Below are 18,753 nucleotides of genomic sequence, written 5' to 3'. Positions count from 1 at the left end.
AACAAACTGATACGACTCATTCTCTAATTTTTACAATCATTTATACCCTTCCTACTTAAATCTGCAGGGGGTTGGCTACGTGCTTGACCCCAATCACATAGCCTGTCTATGTGGATGATAAGAGCCATCCGTGGCTCCCGCCGAAGGCCAGCCTACGGCTGTTCAAATTTATCACTCACTTGCCGCCGACCTCCAACTCCAAGTTGTTTAGGTATATTTTCTTTATTCACAGAAAAATCGCCTGTTTCCCGCGCCTATTTATGTAAGAATAAGTGACTTCATTTCATTGTTAACCAAGATGTCATATTTATGAATTTTCAAGCTGCTATTTTCGATATGGATGGATTGCTACTCGACACTGAGCGCGTTTGTCTGACGGTTTTTGAACAAGCGTGTCATGCGGTAGGTATCCCTTTCTTGCGTGACGTTTACTTGTCCGTTATTGGACGAAACGCAGCGGGGATTGAACAAGCATTAACTGCCGGCTATGGCCCTCAACTCGATTATCCTGCGTTACATAAAGAGTGGCGTCAACGGTATGATGCGGTCGTTAAACATCAAGCGATTCCGGTAAAACAAGGCGTCATTGAATTATTACAATGGTTAAAAGCAAACCGTATTCCGACCGCGGTTGCGACTTCGACTCAAAAAGAAATCGCAACGATTAAACTTCGTTTAGCCCAGATTGATCATTACTTTGATTCGCTGACCACCGGTTGCGAAGTAACCCATGGTAAGCCAGATCCGGAGATCTATTTACTAGCCGCTAAGCGCTTAGGGGTCACACCAACCCAATGTGTTGCTTTTGAAGATTCCAATAACGGCGTAAGATCTGCTATGGGAGCACAGATGATCACATTCCAAATTCCAGATTTAGTGCAACCGGATGAAGAAATTCGGGCACTCGGTCATCATATACGCCCATCGCTGACCCAAGTGCTGTGCGACTTACAACACTCATTGGTTAGTAAATAAGGGGGAATCCCCCCCTTACTCATCCACGCTTTTGTTGTTTATGTTTTCGCCAAATCATTTTTTCTATTTCAATCAATATCATCACGATGAAGCCATACAGGATCATAACCCCCCATTGCATTAAAGAAATAGGAGCACTATGAAACAGTTGATTCATTACTGGTAAATATAAAAAAGCCAATTGTGCGCTGAACATCGCGAATAGTCCCACCATTATCCACGGGTTAGTATGCAGTGGCATAGTAAATATAGAACCATTTAAACGACGACAATTGAGTAAGAAAAAACTTTGTACAACCACAAATAAAGTGACCGCAATACTGCGAGACTCGTCCAAACTCGCGCCCTGAAAGACCGACCATTGAAACAAACCAAATGCGCCAAGTAGTAATAAACTACTCACAGAAAGAATTCGGCTAATGATCTCTCGATTTAGAATTGGCTCTTTTAACTGCCTCGGTCGACGCTGCATTAGCCCAACTTCTTTTGGTTCAAAGGCCAGCATCAGGCCTAAAAAGACAGCAGTCGTCATATTTAGCCATAAGGCCTGCACTGGTAAAATAGGTAGCGTTAAACCAAAGACAATCGCGACCATAATGACTAGCCCTTGACCTAAATTGGTTGGAAGAATCCAAGTGATAAATTTTGTAAGATTATCGAAAACATTACGCCCCTCTTCCACTGCCGCCTCAATCGATGAGAAGTTGTCATCAGTTAGCACCATATCGGAGGCTTCTTTCGCAACTTCTGTGCCACTAATACCCATCGCAATTCCAATATCAGCTTGCTTCAATGCTGGGGCATCATTAACACCATCTCCCGTCATTGCGACAACCCATTGATGAGCTTGCAGTGCCGTCACTAACTGTAATTTTTGTTCTGGTGCAACACGAGCAAAAATCGAGACTTCATGGCAAGCAAGTTTAAACTCTTCATCATTCAATTCATTCAATTGTTGGCCAGTCAATACCGAGCCAAATCGTGAATCGGGAGCACTGATGATACCAATTTTCGACGCAATAGCTTGAGCTGTTAGAGCATGATCCCCCGTGATCATTTTTACTTTTACTCCCGCTTTCTGGCAAATTTCAACCGCATGAATCGCTTCTGAACGAGGCGGATCAATCATGGCTTGGAGGCCAATGAATACCAAGTTTTTTTCTGCCTCTTGGTGATTAAAGCGTTGTAGATTTTTTTCCTCTTTATCAACCCACTGCATCGCAAAAGCGAGGACACGTAAACCTTGACTCGCCCATTGAGTAACCTGTTCATTGACTTGTGTAAGATTAAACGCCGTCAAATGTCCTTCTGCAGTTAATTGTTGACGACAGCGACGGCTGATCTGCTCGACCGATCCTTTCAGGTAAATAATATTTCTATCGTCATCAAAATGGTGCAGGGTCGCCATATACTGGCGATCTGATTCAAAAGGAATGGTATCTAAACGCGGATAACATTGTTGGCTATCATGAGTCTCGAACCCTGCTTTCAGAGCACAGGTAATTAAGGCCCCTTCGGTGGGATCGCCCTCAACGAACCAACGCTCGTTTTTTTCTAATAAGCGAGAGTCATTATTCAATAATCCAGCTCGTAGTAAATGTTCAAATGCACAATTTCCTTTCCACCCCTCATCTAGCTCGCCATAAGGAGCATAACCGCTCCCAGAAACTTCAATTCGATCCTCGCCAGCATAAAGCCCTTGTACCGTCATTTGATTTTCAGTTAGCGTCCCGGTTTTATCTGAACAAATCACATTGGTCGAACCCAATGTTTCTACCGCTGAAAGCTTACGAATAATGGCATTACGTCTGGCCATTCGCCGAACACCAATGGCTAAAGTGATCGTGACGACCGCAGGAAGCCCCTCTGGAATCGCCGCAACAGCCAACGCCACAGCAGCCATAAAAGTATCAGAAACCGATAGCCCATACCCGAGGCCGATAAAAAAAGTGACTGCAGCTAAAACGAGAATCACCCACAATAACAGACGGCTGAAAGCATGAATTTTACGGGTTAATGGTGTTTCTAGTTGAATGGCTTGCGCTATCATACGCGCAATTTTTCCCGTCTGCGTTTTATCACCGGTTGCCACAACAATCCCTTGAGCGGTACCATAAGTCACCAAGGTTCCCGCAAACACCATGTTATGTCGGTCTCCTAAAACCGTCTCAGCATCAAGCTGACCTGGTTGCTTTTGAACCGCCACCGACTCTCCAGTTAAAGTCGATTCATCCACCTGAAGATCCCGACAACGATAAAGACGCGTATCAGCCGGAACTTTATCCCCCGAGGCAAATAACACAATATCGCCACAAACCAATTCTATCGTCGGAATCGACTGTTTTTTTCCGTCACGAATGACGGTTGTATTGGATGAAAGCATTTTCTTTAAAGAGTGGATCGCTTGCTCTGCTTTACTCTCTTGGGCAAAGCCAATCAAGGCATTCACGACTACCACCAATAAAATCACACCGGCATCAACATACTCGCCTAGTAACATCGTCACTAAAATTGCAACTAGGAGAATATAAATCAATGGATTATGAAATTGCAGTAACATTCGACGCCAAGCAGGCATCATGGCTTGACCCGTTATCACATTGGGGCCATCTTGCGCTAAGCGATGCTCAACCTCTTGCGCAGATAAACCACACTCGGCATCACTGCCGATCCGTTGAAATACTTCGTCTTCTGTTAATTGATGCCAATAAACCATTGGGTCGTTATATCGGCTATCCGATGCCTTCTTGCTCATTCTCACCTCCTCATCTCAACCGCTTATCCACTTATTAAGGATAGTTGCCAGATGATAAGAAACGAGATTGTGCTTAAAAATCCGTCTTAGAGTTCAAATTTTTCTGCTCAACTGGGTGTGACGAAGTGGGCAATCTACACCCTTCCTACTTGAAGCTGCAGGGGTACTGGCTACGTGCAACACCACGTTGTTTGGATATAGAATGATCGCAATGAGGGAAATAAGTTGAATGCCAAGAAACTAACAACAGTCTCATAATTAAGACAACAATCGCTTCGATTTACCGCACAAGATACAGGAGCGAGCACTAAAGGGTGCTAAAGTAATGAGTATCACCGATCATTTTGAGGATTAGGACTTTGCCTTCTCACCGCACCAAACAATGTGCCTTATCTCTATTATTACTACCACTACTTATCTATTTCGCAGCCTTCCCACTGATTTCATCATCCATCACGACCCTTCTTCTCAATCAGAAGAAGAATCAGATAGAACTCTATCTGATTCATCGCGGGGAAGCCCTGCAAGAAATGATCAAGCAGCAACTGACTGCCCTACACTTTGATTGTAATAATGAAGATTGGCAAATTATCCGTAACCCACATTTCTATAATCGGTATATTCGTTTTATGAGCGTTGAAACCAAAGAGGGTAAGCAGTGCTCTACACTCGGTTATCCACTAATACTCGACGATATAAAAGGTTTTTCCATTCCAGTGCAAACCGGCTTTTCAATCTCAGCTACACCTGTAATCGACCACACTGAAAGCGAACTGCTTATTCAATTTACTGACAATAATAATCGGGTGATTTGGGTCATTGATAGCAGTTGGATACAAAATAAACTCGATAGCCCATGTAACGCCTGTTTTTATTATCAAGCGACTTTTCTTGAAAATGGTACTGAAGTCTTATCAATCAAAAGAGGAAATGAACAGGTTCCCCTCGAGAGCAACGCAAAATCTGTTGTCTTTCATGGTACAGGAAAGACCTCCGCCACTAAACAACAGCTCTGGTCTGGTGAAGCTCTACAACAATACATCCAATACAAGATGATCATTTGGGGTGCTCCGATTAGTCTCTTATTGGGTCTCCTCCTCATGAGTGGCTATTGGTTAGTTCGTAACTATCGAAATTCAATTGAAGGTCTCATTGAAAAAGGAATTCGGGATCGTGAATTTATCCCTTATTACCAACCGATTGTCGATAGTCGCACGCAGAAAGTCGTCGGTTATGAAGTACTATTACGTTGGCAAAAAGGGCATGAATTAGTAGCACCTGATTTATTTATCTATGCCGCAGAAAGCACCGGATTAATCGTTGAGATCACAACTCAGATCATACGAAAAGTCTTAAATGATTTAGAGCGTCTTCCTTCCAGCCATTGGGTAAGTATCAATTTAGTCGCTGAACATGTTGAAAAACGTCAGCTATCCATACTCTTGCATTCCCTGAACTGGCCACAAACTCAACGAATTAAATTTGAACTAACCGAGCGCATCCCGATCAAAAATTTAACCGTCGCCGCAGAAGAGATCGCATTATTAATGGAAAAAGGCTATCAATTTAAAATCGATGATTTTGGTACTGGTTATGGTGGATTTTCCTATCTGCAACATCTCCATATCCGCAGCATAAAAATTGATAAAATGTTTGTCGATACCATCGAAACGGATGATGTAAAGAAAAGCGTGTTAGATTCCATTATTGCCTCAGCAAAAACGGGCAAAATAGAATTGATTGCAGAAGGAGCGGAGACACTGAATCAAGTTAATTATCTTGCAGCACAAGGAGTCTATCTCATTCAAGGTTACGTCTATGCGCACCCTATGCCTATCAATGAAATCGTCCAGCGACTCAGCCATACAAACTCATCATCTTCTATTTTTGTATAACTACCTTCTATTTTTATATAACTAAAAGTAAGCTCTCTACCTGACGAGAAGAGAGCTTATCCACACGTTTGACGCTATTTGTATCGATGAGCGAGCTAAAAGCCAAGCCCAGCACCAACAGTAATCGAGGTAGAATCAGCACTGCCTTGTGTACTGTAACCCACTTCTAATGAAAAATTAGAAGCATTAGTACTCAATAAGTTAATTCCAATCGCTCCCGTTAAACCAAAACCGTCACTCTCATTATCTTTATAAGTACGATTGTAATATTGACCACCAGCGCGTAAATAAACATCTCCTGCCGCAAAAGGTTGACGTAACGTCATGGTCAGTGGAACCGTGTAAGCCTTATACGAATGTTTGTCTCCTAAGTCATCTTTAAGATCTGCATTCGTTTCACCATAACCCAAGTTAACGGAGCTAAACGGTGTCAATAAATAAGAGCCTCGAACGTTCCATGCATAACCGGTCGCTTTATCGCCACCATAAGAAACCTGTGTTGGGCCAGCACTGGCCGTCATACTAAAAGGCGTTGATTGAGCATAACTCGATGCAGCAAAAGTAAGTAATAGAGCAGCACCTGTCACCAGAGGGAATTTATTCATGCGTATATCCTTATCCATATCTAAACCAGACACTATATTGAATTTAGCGGCAAATAGAATAAAAACCTTAGCAATATTCCTGCCTTCTTTCATAACCTTATATCACATAAGACAAAGAGAATGCCTTTCTTTCGCCCTTCAACATACTAGGCGCTTCGCCTATCGTTTTGCCTAATACATCACGTTATGTGTCAATCAACCACCTGGATACACATTACAAATACAATGAAATCAACACATTAATTCAAAACCAAACTTCTATTCCAATTCTACTCTCTTATTTCATCGTGGGTATGCACATTTAGTGACTGTATTTGAATATAGAAAAGTAAAGCCTGTACAAATAATGACGATTCTCACAATCCCCCTTTATTTCAGGAGGTATTCTTTTTTATCTCTCCTAAAGTCTTGCTGTCTTTTTAGACAAAATAAATTTTTTCTTACATATTAAGATATCAAACTTAAGGAAAGAACATGAAATTAAACAAGAGTTTGTCTGCCGGACTCATGTTATTCGGGAGTTTAATCGGGGGAACGCAAAGCTATGCTCAAAGCATTCCAAAGACAACATTCGTCCACTTATTTGAATGGAGTTGGCAAGATATTGCTCAGGAATGTGAAGAGTTCCTAGGGCCTAAAGGATTTGCTGCAGTACAAGTCTCACCTCCTCAGAAAAGTGTCGATAACCCAGCGTGGTGGTCTCGCTACCAACCCGTTGGTTATGCTTTTGAAGGTCGTAGTGGTAACCGTGCACAATTTTCGGATATGGTGCAACGTTGTAAAAACGTAGGGGTAGATATTTATGTGGATGCCGTCATTAACCATATGGCAGCATGGAATCGTAACTTCCCTGAAGTCCCATATGGAGTTAATGACTTTAATAGCTGCACCAGTGACATCAACTATTCTAATCGCTGGTCGGTACAAAATTGTGATCTTGTTGGACTTAACGATCTCAAAACCAATTCTGAGTCTGTTCGCCAAAAAATTGCGGACTACATGAATGATGCGATCAGTATGGGGGTCGCAGGGTTTCGTATTGATGCGGCGAAACATATACCAGCCGAAGATATCGCGGCAATACAGAGTAAATTACATGGCACCCCTTATATTTTCCAAGAAGTAATCGGTGCCGAGAATGAACCCGTTAAGCCTGCAGAATATACCTATATTGGTGATGTCACTGAGTTCTTCTTTGCTCGCACCCTAGGACCTAAGTTTAAGCACGGGGGAATTAAAGACTTACAAGGTATTGGTTCCTGGAATGGTTGGCTAAGCAGCAGCGATGCCGTTACTTTTGTAACCAACCATGATGAAGAACGCCATAACCCAGAGCAAGTACTCAGCCATCAAGACTTTGGTAACCTCTACTTCCTCGGTAACGTTTTTACTTTGGCCTATCCTTATGGGTATCCCAAAGTCATGTCAGGCTACTACTTCAATGATTTTGATGCAGGCCCTCCCGCGACTGGTATACATACGGGTAACGCTTGTGGTTTTGATGGAGGAGACTGGGTTTGTGAACATCGCTGGCGCGGCGTAGCCAATATGGTGGCTTTTCGTAATCACACCGCAGCAGAATGGCGCGTAACCAACTGGTGGGATGATGGCTATAACCAAGTGGCCTTTGGCCGTGGTGGGCTAGGTTTTGTTGTCATTAACCGAGACGACAACAAAGGCATCAACCAAGGTTTTGCTACCGGAATGTCAGCGGGTGAATATTGCGACATCATCAGTGGTGACTTTAACTCACAAACAGGAACATGTAGTGGCACCACCATCAGTGTAGACAGTTCAGGTTATGCCCATTTCACCGTGGCTTCTCATAATGCGGCGGCCATTCATGTCGGAGCAAAAGTAGGACAAACCTGCACCGATTGTGATGATGGTGAGAAAAAACCGGCTACGCCTGTTACGGCAACCAACCTATGCTACGACAATGTCGCTAATCACACTTCACCAACACTCTACCACTGGGGAGCACAACCAGCAGGCTCACTCACAAACGCCACTTGGCCTGGCGTTACCATGACTGCAAATGGTGATTTCTATTGCCATGATGTTGAAACTGAGCTTTCAAGTGTGAATGTGATTTTTTCAAATCAAGGTGCCAATAAGAGTAACGATCTCACCACCACTACTGGAACGTGTTATAGCGATGGTAGCTGGAAATCTTTAGCCGACTGTGGGTTTACCCTAATCACAGAGAGCGATGAGGATGAAGGTAACGCCACCCAAATCTGTTATGACAATGAGCAAGGATTCTCTCAGCCTTACCTCTATTTCTGGAATGTGGCGGCCGCAACCCCCATTGCTAACGCAACTTGGCCTGGGCAAGCAATGACCCAACAAAATGGTCAATACTGTTATGACTTTGGTACTAACCTCAATAGTTTGAAAGTCATTTTCAGTGATCAAGGCAGCCGCCAAATCCTCGATATGGAGGTGTCAGCACCAAACCTTTGCTATGCCAATGGTGAATGGAAAGATCTGTCTCAGTGCACCAGCAGCACGAATGGTGGAAATGAAACTTGGTACTTCCGAGGTACAGCAAACGGGTGGGGATTAACACTGTTGGATTACAATGAGCAAACCGGCCTTTACACAACAACCCAAACCTTCAGTGGTGAAGAGTCACCCGCAAGGTTTAAAATTGATGATGGTTCGTGGACAGAATCCTACCCAAGTACGGATTATCAAGTCGGCGACTACGCCACCTATCAGATTCATTTCAATAGCAGTACAAAAGCCATCAGTGTGACACAACACTAATCACCTTATCGGTACAGTCTTGAGGCTGTACCGATTTTAAACCATGCATACGATGCTTCACTGCGGCTTAAACAAAGCGAGCGATACACTTTGATTTGATATGGTTAACTGTTACAGTCTTTTGTCTCATAATCAAGGAGCCTGTGATGTGGAATGAGATCTATCAAAGAAAAGAGTATGTCTATGGTGATCAGCCAAACGATTTTTTGAAAGAGCATGCTCATTTCTTACCCAAAGGAAAAGTTCTCTGCTTGGCTGATGGTGAAGGGCGCAATTCGGTATTTTTGGCCCAACTTGGCTATCAGGTTACTGCCGTTGATATTTCAGAGGTCGCTTTAGCAAAAGCTCACCAGTTAGCAGAGAAAAATCAAGTAAACATCCATTTTATCCACGCCGATCTAGCTGATTTTGATTTAGGACATCAAGATTGGGATGGCATCGTTTCTATCTTCTGTCACCTTCCAGCACCATTACGTCGCCAAATCCATAGCTCTGTTATACACGGGCTAAAAACACAAGGGGTTTATCTGGTTGAAGGTTACACCCCTGAGCAACTGAATTATCAATCAGGAGGCCCACCGATTGCCGAAATGATGCTTAGCCAAGCATTACTCAGTAAAGAATTAGCCCAATTAACGCCACTATTTTTAGAAGAAAAAGAGCGAGATATTCAAGAAGGGTTAAACCATACTGGGCTAGGTCATGTCGTCCAAGGCGTTTTTTGTAAGCCCTAATCGACATCAGCCGATCATTTACGCCTATTATAATAGGGGGGTACAGGCAATTCGCCATGTTCAACCTAGCCCCCCAACACACGAACTGTATTTACTTAACCTTATGAATAATCAAGAATATCATCAGCTCGGCAAAGCCATTACTGCGCTACAAACCCCCTATTTTACCTCACAGCTTATCGATTTATTGAAAACGATACTCCCTTTCGATTGCGCCGTCATTTTAGGCTATCGACAAGATAAACATCCGATTTACCTTTATGATTCGATTCCTTCACAGCGTCAGTTACTTTTTCAGCACTACTTAACTCACACCTATTTACAAGATCCTTTTTATACCGCCATTACCTTGCAGCAACACCGTGGTATCTTACATCGCTCAGAATTCAGCCAATTGACATCCACCTATTTTCAACAAAAGTATCACGCTGATTTTTATCAAAAAACAGGCTGGCAAGATGAGGTGGCTATTGCGGTCAATTTAGATGAAACACGCTGGATAGGTGTGTATTTAGGCATTTTAGAGAGAGAAAAAAGCATTACCGCCAAACAGCTCACCTTACTCAAACAGCGCTTTTCCGTGCTCGAAGCCTTATGCCGTCAACATTGGGGACGCCAGCCATTACTGTTGGCTGAAAATGGTCAAGCTAAAACAGATATACGCCACTGGGTCGAACAGGCAATCAATCAATTTGGAGCGAAGCATTTAACTCCGCGGGAACAACAAATTACCTCACTACTGGTGCAAGGACTAGACTCACAAGAGATAGCTCAGCATTTAAACATTGCTCATGGCACCGTCAAAAATCATCGTAAACATATTTATGCTCAGCTAAATGTCTCTTCATTAAGTGAACTGTTTCAGTTGTTTCTGAATTATTTGATAGCCTCCGCGCAATAAAACCTCAAGGTCAGCAAAAATAACGGCGAACTGTCCCTTTAGGGACATCGTCTCTTACGGCCTTCTTCCGCTACTCTGCCAGCAGATTACATTGGAGGCCATATGAATTCACACCCCTTACTTAATGAACTCAATCAACGAGGTTTAATTGCCCAAAGTACCCCACTCGAGGAACTCAGCGTTCTACTCTCTACCCCACAAACGCTTTACTGTGGGTTTGATCCGACCGCGGGTAGCTTACATATTGGCCACTTAGTACCCTTATTAATGCTCAAGCGTTTTCAAGATGCAGGGCATCAAGCGATTGCGTTAATTGGCGGAGCGACAGGTATGATTGGCGATCCGAGCTTTAAAGCCGCTGAGCGCAGCTTGAATTCAGCACAAATCGTACAGCAGTGGGTTGCCGAGCTGTCACAACAAATTCAACAAGTGATGAGTCCTCACCTTCAGCAACCCTTTGTCACCGTTAATAATGCAGATTGGATTGGACAAATCAGCATCATTGATTTCTTTCGTGATGTGGGTAAACACTTTTCTGTCAATACGATGATTAATCGGGAGTCAGTCAAACAACGTTTAGCCCGCCCAGATCAAGGCATCTCTTTTACGGAATTTAGCTATTCTTTGCTACAGTCTTTTGATTTTGCTCATCTCAACCAGCATTATCAGTGCAATTTACAGATTGGTGGCAACGATCAGTGGGGGAATATTGTTAGCGGTATTGATCTCACTCGCCGACTCAATAATACCAATGTACATGGGCTGACTCTTCCGTTGATCACCAAATCTGATGGAACAAAATTTGGTAAAACGGAAAGTGGGGCTGTCTGGCTTGATGCCAATAAAACTTCGCCTTATGCTTTCTACCAATTTTGGCTTAATACGGATGATGCTGATGTCTACCGCTTCTTACGTTATTACACGTTTCTCTCTTTATCGGAAATTGAAGCCATTGAGCAAGAAGACCACACACGCACAGGAAAACCCCAAGCACAGCAGATTCTCGCCCAGCAACTAACCCAATTTGTCCACGGTGATGAAGGCCTCCTTAGCGCTCAACGTATTACCCAAGCACTATTTAGCGGCGAAATGAGTCAATTGAGTCTCAGTGAACTACAACAACTTGAGCTTGATGGTTTACCTTGTTTTCATACTGAGCAAGCCGGTAACTTGATCGACCTCTTGCTGGAGACTCAATTGGCAAGCTCGAAGCGCCAAGCGAGAGAATGGCTCACCAATGGCGCAATTCGAGTTAATGGTGAACGCGTTCAGAACGAAAACATGGCTGAGAATTTTGCTCTCTTTGATCGTTACTATATTCTTCAGCGTGGTAAAAAACAGTTTGCGTTGTTGAAATTAGCTTAAGCGTTTACACTGTCAATAAGCACCGAACCACTCGGTGCTTATTAACTTCACCAACCTTTACTTAGCCATCAGCTTTTTCACAACAATTCCATCTAATCCCAGTTTACCAGCACCTGATAACATTAAAGATAGGCTAGCGGCGAATAAAGCCAAACCAAATTCATAACCGTTATTCGCCATAAACAGACCATTGGTAAGGTGTACTGAGAAAATGGCAACCAACATAGTAAATGAAAGCATCGCGGCCGCTGGGCGAGTGAGCAAGCCTAATAGAATGGCTAACCCGCCAAAAAATTCACCACTTCCGGCTAAAAATGCCATCACAACACCAGGGCCAAGCCCAATAGAGTCCATCCATTGCCCTGTCCCTTCAAGCCCATACCCGCCAAACCAACCAAACAGTTTTTGCGCTCCATGTGCCATAAAGATAATACCAACTGGAATACGTAGCGCCAATGTGCTGTAGCCCGCTTTAGAGTCAACGAGTTTTTTAATGTGTGCTTGCATGATTTCTTCCTCAATAAATTTAAACTTTAAATTCCAAACTGAATACATTGTTTATCAACTGATGTAGCCATTTTAGAGAGAAAAAAAATCAGAAAAACCAGGTTAAATTGATATTAATGTTCAAATTTTTTGAATAAGATAAGTTCCCATTAATCAAAGAAAAAATCCAAGCGCTCCATCACTCGGATATCTTATTTTGGTGATTAAGCTGGAAACATCCAGCGGAACTGAGGCATAAAATCGAGATTTTCTTTTACCGTCTCTTTCAACGCTTCCTCTAATACCGTCCCAGTATTAACGATAGGGTTCAATATTAATCCACGTTTAGCGGCAACTAAATTCCCCGTTACCGCCGCTTCAACCGTTAATGTTTCAAACTCTTTCATCAACTGAATCAGGCGTAAAGTATCGCTTGGAAAGGGGGCGACATTAAGCGGAAGAGGGCCACTTCTGGTGATCACTGAGCTGACTTCAACGGCACAGTCTTCCGGCAAACCTGCGATGGTGCCATTATTGCGCGTGTTGACATGCATGATGGTACGTTTATCGTTATGAATGGAGGCCATTAATTCACAAGCAGCTTCTGAATAATATTGACCGCCTCTTTTTTCCAACTCTTTCGGTTTTTCTGCCAATTGTGGATTTTTATAGATCTCGAACAACCGTTGTTCCATCGCTTTGACCACTTCACCACGAGTACCTTCACCCTCTGCTTCGTATTGTTCCTGTTGCATAATATCGTCACTGGTATAGTAGTAACGTAAATAGGCACATGGAATCATGCCCATGGCTTGTAAAAGATCTTTCGGCCACTTGAATGGGGGAATATTTGCCGGTACTAAAGGATCGTGACCATTAAGAATCTCGTTCATCACCCAACTCAGCTTGTCTTGTCCTTGATGGAGGATCTGACGAACCCAGATCAGATGGTTTAAACCCGCGACCTGCATGATGAAATCATCTTCTTTGCTATTGAGAATCTGGGCGACTCCTTTTTGCATAATGATCGGGACATTACACAGGCCCACCGCCTTAACGTTGGTATGTTTAAGTACCGCTTCCGTTACCATGCCGGATGGATTAGTGAAATTCAGTAACCACGCATCAGGGCAAAGCTTTTCCATCTCTCGACAGATTTCTAAGGTAATTGGAATCGTACGGCAAGCATTAGCAAAACCACCTAACCCGTTTGTTTCCTGTCCAATCATGCCATATTTCAGTGAAATTCGTTCATCTCGAATACGCCCTTCCAGACACCCAGCACGAAATTGTGAGCAAACAAAATCGGCGTTTTCTAATGCAGGACGTCGATCTAAACTGACATGCACATCGATTGTTAATCCGGCTTTTTTGATCATACGGCGAGCAAGATCTGCGATGATATTAACTTTTTCCCAACCCTCTTCAATATCAACAAGCCACAATTCACCGATCGGCAGTTCATTTTTACGCTTTAATAAACCTTCAATCAGTTCAGGAGTGTAGCTTGAGCCGCCACCAATAACCGCTATCTTTAGTTGTCTGTCCATTCCCATTTCCTCATTTGGATAAGCTGTGCTAATTTCACATGGATACCCATGGCAAGAAAAACCAAATAATCACCCTCATCTATTAGTTATATTAATACGTGGTCATCATATGAAACATAAAGAACATTTGCTTGCTCATTTATATACCTTCAGCGTCGTCGCTAAATTTCGAAGCTTTACCTTAGCGGCAGAAGAGCTATGCCTGACACAAGGAGCCGTGAGTCAACGCATAAAAAAACTGGAAGAAGAGTTAGGATTCAAACTGTTTGTTCGCTTGACTCGTAAACTCGAATTAACCGAACAAGGAAAGCGGATTTTAACCACTCTTACCTACTCACTAGATAATGTTTTTGCCGAAATTGAAGATATTCGTTTCAACGAGTTACGCGGTGAACTGTACCTTGGGGCCGCTCCTACCTTTGCTCATTCATGGCTTTTACCTCGCTTAGCGGAGTTTCAACATCTATACCCTCATTTAGATGTCAAAATTCGAGTTAAAGCCAGCAAATTAGATTTTCAGAACCAACCGGTTGATCTAGCAATTTATTATGGCGATAACACCCATGCCGATTTCTACCATCATCGTCTGTTTGATGAGTACTTGTTACCGGTTTGTACCCCAGCGTACGCCCAAAAACTAAACTTACTAGATAACGATCACCGTTTACATGAAGCGTGCTTTTTACACTGTACCGAATCGTTAGAATTTATCTCTCCATTAGCGGAATGGCAGCAATGGCTAAAAGAGACTGGACGAGTCCCGCAAATACTGCAACGAAAGTATGTATTTAATCATGAAGAACTCACTATGGTGGCCGCAAGGCAATCAATGGGAATAGCCATGGGCCGTTACCACTTGATTAAACCCTACCTAGAGAGTGGTGAGCTGATTGCGCCATTTGAACGTATCCCTTCTGGGCTAGGGTACGATTTAATTTGCCCGAAAGGACATGAAGTTCGCCCTCGATTTAGTGCATTTTTCCAATGGATTAACAACCAAGTAGGAGAGTAAGTGATGTTATTGATGTTATTGATGTTATAGTAGATAAAATTGGCGCGAGAGCGATCAAAACCTAGCCTATTGTTAACAACGCGCCACATCAAGGATTACCAATAAATTCAATGTCTAAACATGTGAGGCTCATTGATATTCATCGCACTTAGATCGCCATTTGGGTTAAGTACATGAGGTAAAATTTTAGGTAAATTTAACTCAATATCGTTATCTTCTACAGGGTGAATCACTTCGTTATACCACCCTAATAAACCCAGTACCGCATAACCAATCGCATCATCATCTTCACGATGTTCGATAATAATTTGCAGTAAGCGTAAAATGGCACGGTCATTCGTTTGCGTTTGTGTGCGAGTCGCATGAAAAATTGAAGTTGCCTCTACCACAAGTCCATCAAATTCAGTTTCAATCGCTACTTTAAATGACCCACCATCAACAGAAATTCTCATATCACGTTATCTACTTATACTGATTGATTTCAATGGTTGCTAAGCATAACCATTTTTGAACGTTTTGTCTGTTAAGCGTATGGACTGGTGAAATTTTTCACCTACCGCTCTCTTAGCTCAACATCACTGATGGTTAACATTGCTAGGTACAAAGCGCTCTAGTTTTTTTTAATCGGTAAACATTCGTATCTACCTGATACCGAATCAGTAGTACTTTTGCCAAGTTCGAGCGATAATCCTCCGCCCCTGATAAGTCCATACTCCAAGGTAAACAGTACAGAAACCATGACAGTACAACCAACCGTTATTATCGGGCTGTATAATCCCAAAAGCCCAACCAATGTAGGAGCGGTGATGCGCGCCGCTGGATGCTATAACGCCACTCAAGTGCGCTACAATGGCAGCCGCTATGATCGTGCCGTAAAATTCCAAACCGACACTAAAAAAATGCATCAACATCTTAATGTTGTAGCAATAGACGACCTAACCGCCGATCTTGCCGATGACGTTGAAATTGTCTGTGTTGAATTAGTCGTTGGCGCAACCGCGCTACCTCACTTCACTCACCCTGAAAAGGCCATCTACCTATTCGGGCCTGAAGACGGTTCATTGCCACAAGAGATCGTGAATAAAGCACAGCACGTCGTTTATATCCCAACACATGGCTGTATGAATCTGGCAGCAACAGTGAATGTGGTGATGTATGATCGTTTAGCCAAAACACTAGGCACGATTGATGATCAACAGCAAGTCATGGCGAATCGCGATAATAAAAATCGCTTAATCATCAAGGATGACTTATCCGTCAAAAAAAGAGCACGGATAGGAGAAAACGCCAACATAGCGTAAGCGCACAACTTGTTACTTGTTCTTCACCGCTTCAATTCTCTCTGTAAAATTAGGATGAGATCGAAACCACTCCGGAGTTTCGATCTCTTCTTGCGCTTTGAACAACTCAAACATTTCTGCTAGTGCGTCACTATTACCATAAATTTGCTGCATAGCATTTTTTGCATACTGATCGGCTTGTCTCTCTGCCTCACGAGATTGACCATTCGACGCGATAAAGACTCCGACGCCAGCGAGATTATCAACGATTCCTGAGCTTTCACCCGTTATTAGAGAAACGGCAACCGAAAGAATGGTCGAGTGAACCACACGTGTCATCATATGACGATGATAGACATGGCCAATCTCATGCAAAATTATACCGTCTAACTGCTGCTGAGTTTGTGCTAATGCCACTAAATCATCGAGCAAGACGATCGTCCCTCCCGGAAGTGCAAAAGCATTTGCAACTTCGGGTAAAGAACGAAATTCCACATTTATTTTATTGGGGAGTTCAGGCAGCACGGTGACCCATTGAGCAACGCGTCGGCAAATCTCTTGTTGTTGGTCAATAGGTAAATCACTCGGCGCAAATTGCAGATCAAGAGATGCCAATACTTGCTCGCCTACCGCAACAGACAAGGAGTCGGGTAAACGCTCTGCAATGTGCTTACTTCCCCAAGGTAATAGGTAATAATAACCGCCTACGATAACGCCCAAACAAATCAATGCAGACAAAATCCACGCAGGAATGCTGCCTTCCATACTCGCGACAAAACTGGATTTCTTATGATGACTTCGCCACTGTGTCAAAGATAAGCATGGCTCTGTCACAAACACCCAACCATTAGGAAAAGAGATTCGAACGGGTAATTGTCCCACTGAATCACTGATCGCTACACAATTATGTTCCGCGTTGAAAACCTCTCCATTCACGTGCAAAACTAAAATGGATGGTTGAGAAAGATCCAACACCGCCTCGTGCCGCATAGCACTACGAGGCGGGAAAGCGGTTCCATCAATACGCATTAGTTAATACTGATCCCAAGATCAAACATTTGCGCCACTTCATCACCGATGGCTGTTTTCACATCAGAATCTTGATCCATCGCTTGCAGTGCATCCATATCACCAATCACTGCGGTATTGTGCGCCACATAACGCGTGGTACGCACCATCACCCAAGGACGAGCTAAACCAACCGTGAACACTTGCAAAAAGAAGTTACTGATCACCAACACCATGTAATCCCACACGCTAAATGTAGAAACAAAATTAAATTGCGTTTCTGGATCACTATCTAAATTGGCACCAAGCTTAGAGAATACATAGTTGCGTACTCGAGTGGTCGTATAAGCGCTAATCATGAGAGACATAGCAATGATAAAGACATAAGGTAACATGATATAAGCAAACAACCAGTATCCTTCCCCCATAGCCAGCTCATCGGTAAACGGATATGTCATCTTGATGCTAAGTACCACAATGCCCATAACAATCATAAACGCCACCGAGGTTAAGCCCCCCAGTAATATTGCTTTCAAGTAAGTCTTCAAAAAGAAGCGAGTTTCAATTTGCGCAGAAAATTTCCAGTCACCGTATTGATAGCCTGATGCAAAATACTGATGAATACCAGCGACTAGCCATGCGTACAAAACCACCATCACTAAAATCAGCCCCAAACCTAATACAATCGCCACCACGGGTAACGCATTGGCAGAAATGATCATGAGCACAATATAAGCCACAATCGCTAAGAGAGAGAGCATCCCACGGCCAAGTATCGAACTATAAGCGCCTTTCAATGACCCATTAAAAGCAAAACGCACGTTACGGTAACTCGTCATCGCTGAATCAAAACGTGCATGACTCCAAAGTAGCCAAGGCAAAGCCAGATAAAACAAAACCAGCAAAACAATAGATAGCGGTGGAAAAACCGAATTTGAAACGACCCATACTAATAAAATAACAAGCGCAACTAAGCGCCCTTTTAGTAATTGCATGGGAGTTGCATGGTATTCAAAGTTGTCACCTGAGATAAATGTATTACCGTAAAAATAACGCTTCGTTCTCACTTTAGCCCACGCAGAATAAATCCCTAACGTAATAATCGACAGCAGTATGTTAACGATCCAAATACCAAAAAACTCCCCACCTTGCCCTTTAAATTGAATCGGATTCTTCCGCTGTTTCGTGTTCATTTCTACTTTTCCTGACGTGATCGTGAATTCGACTTTTGAGTCATCCACTATTAGTTTTTATAAAACGGCTTATTTTAACCGTTCTCCACAGAATCATGCTGTGATAAGCGTTAATGAATTAATCGCTGACGTTAATTAATCAGCAATCAATCGGATAAAAATTAGCGATATAATGTGAATCGAGTGAATGAACCCCGCCAACCAACTCACAAGGTCAACATA

At 42.9% G+C, this 18,753-nt stretch carries 15 protein-coding genes; 8 read left to right on the top strand and 7 right to left on the bottom strand.

Annotated features, from left to right (window positions below):
• Positions 1-309: 309 nt before the first annotated feature.
• Positions 310-975: an HAD family hydrolase gene (locus tag FKN05_RS09620; RefSeq protein ID WP_099611042.1), complete on the top strand. Its 666-nt coding sequence runs from the start codon at positions 310-312 to the stop codon at positions 973-975.
• Positions 976-994: 19 nt separating this feature from the next.
• Here FKN05_RS09620 and FKN05_RS09615 read toward each other — a convergent pair whose 3' ends face one another.
• The gene (locus FKN05_RS09615; RefSeq protein WP_170887401.1) at positions 995-3,730 is read right to left on the bottom strand and encodes a cation-translocating P-type ATPase; all 2,736 of its coding nucleotides are present in this window, start codon (positions 3,728-3,730) and stop codon (positions 995-997) included.
• Positions 3,731-4,089: 359 nt separating this feature from the next.
• Here FKN05_RS09615 and FKN05_RS09610 point away from each other — a divergent pair, with 359 nt between their 5' ends.
• The gene (locus tag FKN05_RS09610; protein WP_099611041.1) at positions 4,090-5,625 is read left to right on the top strand and encodes an EAL domain-containing protein; all 1,536 of its coding nucleotides are present in this window, start codon (positions 4,090-4,092) and stop codon (positions 5,623-5,625) included.
• A 95-nt stretch (positions 5,626-5,720) separates the two neighbouring features.
• On the opposite strand, the gene FKN05_RS09605 is transcribed toward FKN05_RS09610, so the two are convergent.
• On the bottom strand, positions 5,721-6,230 hold the full coding sequence (locus FKN05_RS09605) for an outer membrane beta-barrel protein (protein WP_099611040.1): 510 nt from the start codon (positions 6,228-6,230) through the stop codon (positions 5,721-5,723).
• 474 nt (positions 6,231-6,704) lie between these two features.
• On the opposite strand from FKN05_RS09605, the gene FKN05_RS09600 reads away from it, so the two are divergent.
• From FKN05_RS09600 to tyrS, 4 genes are all read left to right on the top strand, one after another.
• Entirely contained in the window at positions 6,705-9,002 is a 2,298-nt protein-coding gene (locus FKN05_RS09600; RefSeq protein ID WP_170887400.1) for a starch-binding protein, read from the top strand.
• A gap of 146 nt (positions 9,003-9,148) precedes the next feature.
• Positions 9,149-9,736, top strand: a complete 588-nt coding sequence (locus FKN05_RS09595) for a class I SAM-dependent methyltransferase (RefSeq protein WP_170887399.1) — start codon at positions 9,149-9,151, stop codon at positions 9,734-9,736.
• 103 nt (positions 9,737-9,839) lie between these two features.
• The gene (locus FKN05_RS09590) at positions 9,840-10,637 is read left to right on the top strand and encodes a LuxR C-terminal-related transcriptional regulator (RefSeq protein ID WP_099611091.1); all 798 of its coding nucleotides are present in this window, start codon (positions 9,840-9,842) and stop codon (positions 10,635-10,637) included.
• Between the two features lie 102 nt (positions 10,638-10,739).
• Entirely contained in the window at positions 10,740-12,002 is a 1,263-nt protein-coding gene (gene tyrS / locus FKN05_RS09585) for a tyrosine--tRNA ligase (protein WP_099611039.1), read from the top strand.
• Positions 12,003-12,059: 57 nt separating this feature from the next.
• On the opposite strand, the gene FKN05_RS09580 is transcribed toward tyrS, so the two are convergent.
• A complete protein-coding gene (locus FKN05_RS09580; protein ID WP_099611090.1) occupies positions 12,060-12,509 on the bottom strand; it encodes a DoxX family protein in 450 nt (149 codons plus the stop codon).
• 203 nt (positions 12,510-12,712) lie between these two features.
• Entirely contained in the window at positions 12,713-14,038 is a 1,326-nt protein-coding gene (locus FKN05_RS09575) for a 6-phospho-beta-glucosidase (RefSeq protein WP_099611038.1), read from the bottom strand.
• A 109-nt stretch (positions 14,039-14,147) separates the two neighbouring features.
• Here FKN05_RS09575 and FKN05_RS09570 point away from each other — a divergent pair, with 109 nt between their 5' ends.
• On the top strand, positions 14,148-15,050 hold the full coding sequence (locus tag FKN05_RS09570; protein ID WP_170887398.1) for a LysR substrate-binding domain-containing protein: 903 nt from the start codon (positions 14,148-14,150) through the stop codon (positions 15,048-15,050).
• A gap of 107 nt (positions 15,051-15,157) precedes the next feature.
• Here the strand turns inward: FKN05_RS09570 and FKN05_RS09565 are convergent, their stop codons facing one another.
• Complete coding sequence (locus FKN05_RS09565) at positions 15,158-15,502, bottom strand: hypothetical protein (RefSeq protein ID WP_099611037.1); 345 nt, start codon at positions 15,500-15,502, stop codon at positions 15,158-15,160.
• 285 nt (positions 15,503-15,787) lie between these two features.
• Here FKN05_RS09565 and FKN05_RS09560 point away from each other — a divergent pair, with 285 nt between their 5' ends.
• Positions 15,788-16,351: an RNA methyltransferase gene (locus FKN05_RS09560; protein ID WP_099611036.1), complete on the top strand. Its 564-nt coding sequence runs from the start codon at positions 15,788-15,790 to the stop codon at positions 16,349-16,351.
• 12 nt (positions 16,352-16,363) lie between these two features.
• On the opposite strand, the gene FKN05_RS09555 is transcribed toward FKN05_RS09560, so the two are convergent.
• Both FKN05_RS09555 and FKN05_RS09550 read right to left on the bottom strand, forming a co-directional pair.
• Positions 16,364-17,359 carry a M48 family metallopeptidase gene (locus tag FKN05_RS09555; protein WP_170887397.1) on the bottom strand — a complete coding sequence of 332 codons (996 nt, stop codon included), beginning with the start codon at positions 17,357-17,359 and terminating at the stop codon, positions 16,364-16,366.
• Complete coding sequence (locus tag FKN05_RS09550; protein WP_170887396.1) at positions 17,359-18,531, bottom strand: YjgN family protein; 1,173 nt, start codon at positions 18,529-18,531, stop codon at positions 17,359-17,361. Before FKN05_RS09550 ends, FKN05_RS09555 begins: the two co-directional genes overlap by 1 nt.
• Positions 18,532-18,753 lie beyond the last annotated feature (222 nt).

The organism is Vibrio sp. 1-1(7) (assembly GCF_013048485.1).
Lineage (GTDB): Bacteria > Pseudomonadota > Gammaproteobacteria > Enterobacterales > Vibrionaceae > Vibrio > Vibrio fujianensis.
Note: the sequence above shows the minus strand (reverse complement) of the source record. Positions and strands in the feature narration are given on the sequence as shown.

What these genes read in the sequence shown, in the direction of transcription:
- FKN05_RS09615 (WP_170887401.1), bottom strand. Translation starts at nt 3,730, where the DNA reads ATGAGCAAGAAGGCATCGGATAGCCGATATAACGACCCAATGGTTTAT.
- FKN05_RS09595 (WP_170887399.1), top strand. Translation starts at nt 9,149, where the DNA reads ATGTGGAATGAGATCTATCAAAGAAAAGAGTATGTCTATGGTGATCAG.
- FKN05_RS09575 (WP_099611038.1), bottom strand. Translation starts at nt 14,038, where the DNA reads ATGGACAGACAACTAAAGATAGCGGTTATTGGTGGCGGCTCAAGCTAC.
- FKN05_RS09620 (WP_099611042.1), top strand. Translation starts at nt 310, where the DNA reads ATGAATTTTCAAGCTGCTATTTTCGATATGGATGGATTGCTACTCGAC.
- FKN05_RS09590 (WP_099611091.1), top strand. Translation starts at nt 9,840, where the DNA reads ATGAATAATCAAGAATATCATCAGCTCGGCAAAGCCATTACTGCGCTA.
- tyrS (WP_099611039.1), top strand. Translation starts at nt 10,740, where the DNA reads ATGAATTCACACCCCTTACTTAATGAACTCAATCAACGAGGTTTAATT.
- FKN05_RS09580 (WP_099611090.1), bottom strand. Translation starts at nt 12,509, where the DNA reads ATGCAAGCACACATTAAAAAACTCGTTGACTCTAAAGCGGGCTACAGC.
- FKN05_RS09555 (WP_170887397.1), bottom strand. Translation starts at nt 17,359, where the DNA reads ATGCGTATTGATGGAACCGCTTTCCCGCCTCGTAGTGCTATGCGGCAC.
- FKN05_RS09560 (WP_099611036.1), top strand. Translation starts at nt 15,788, where the DNA reads ATGACAGTACAACCAACCGTTATTATCGGGCTGTATAATCCCAAAAGC.
- FKN05_RS09550 (WP_170887396.1), bottom strand. Translation starts at nt 18,531, where the DNA reads ATGAACACGAAACAGCGGAAGAATCCGATTCAATTTAAAGGGCAAGGT.
- FKN05_RS09570 (WP_170887398.1), top strand. Translation starts at nt 14,148, where the DNA reads ATGAAACATAAAGAACATTTGCTTGCTCATTTATATACCTTCAGCGTC.
- FKN05_RS09605 (WP_099611040.1), bottom strand. Translation starts at nt 6,230, where the DNA reads ATGAATAAATTCCCTCTGGTGACAGGTGCTGCTCTATTACTTACTTTT.
- FKN05_RS09565 (WP_099611037.1), bottom strand. Translation starts at nt 15,502, where the DNA reads ATGAGAATTTCTGTTGATGGTGGGTCATTTAAAGTAGCGATTGAAACT.
- FKN05_RS09600 (WP_170887400.1), top strand. Translation starts at nt 6,705, where the DNA reads ATGAAATTAAACAAGAGTTTGTCTGCCGGACTCATGTTATTCGGGAGT.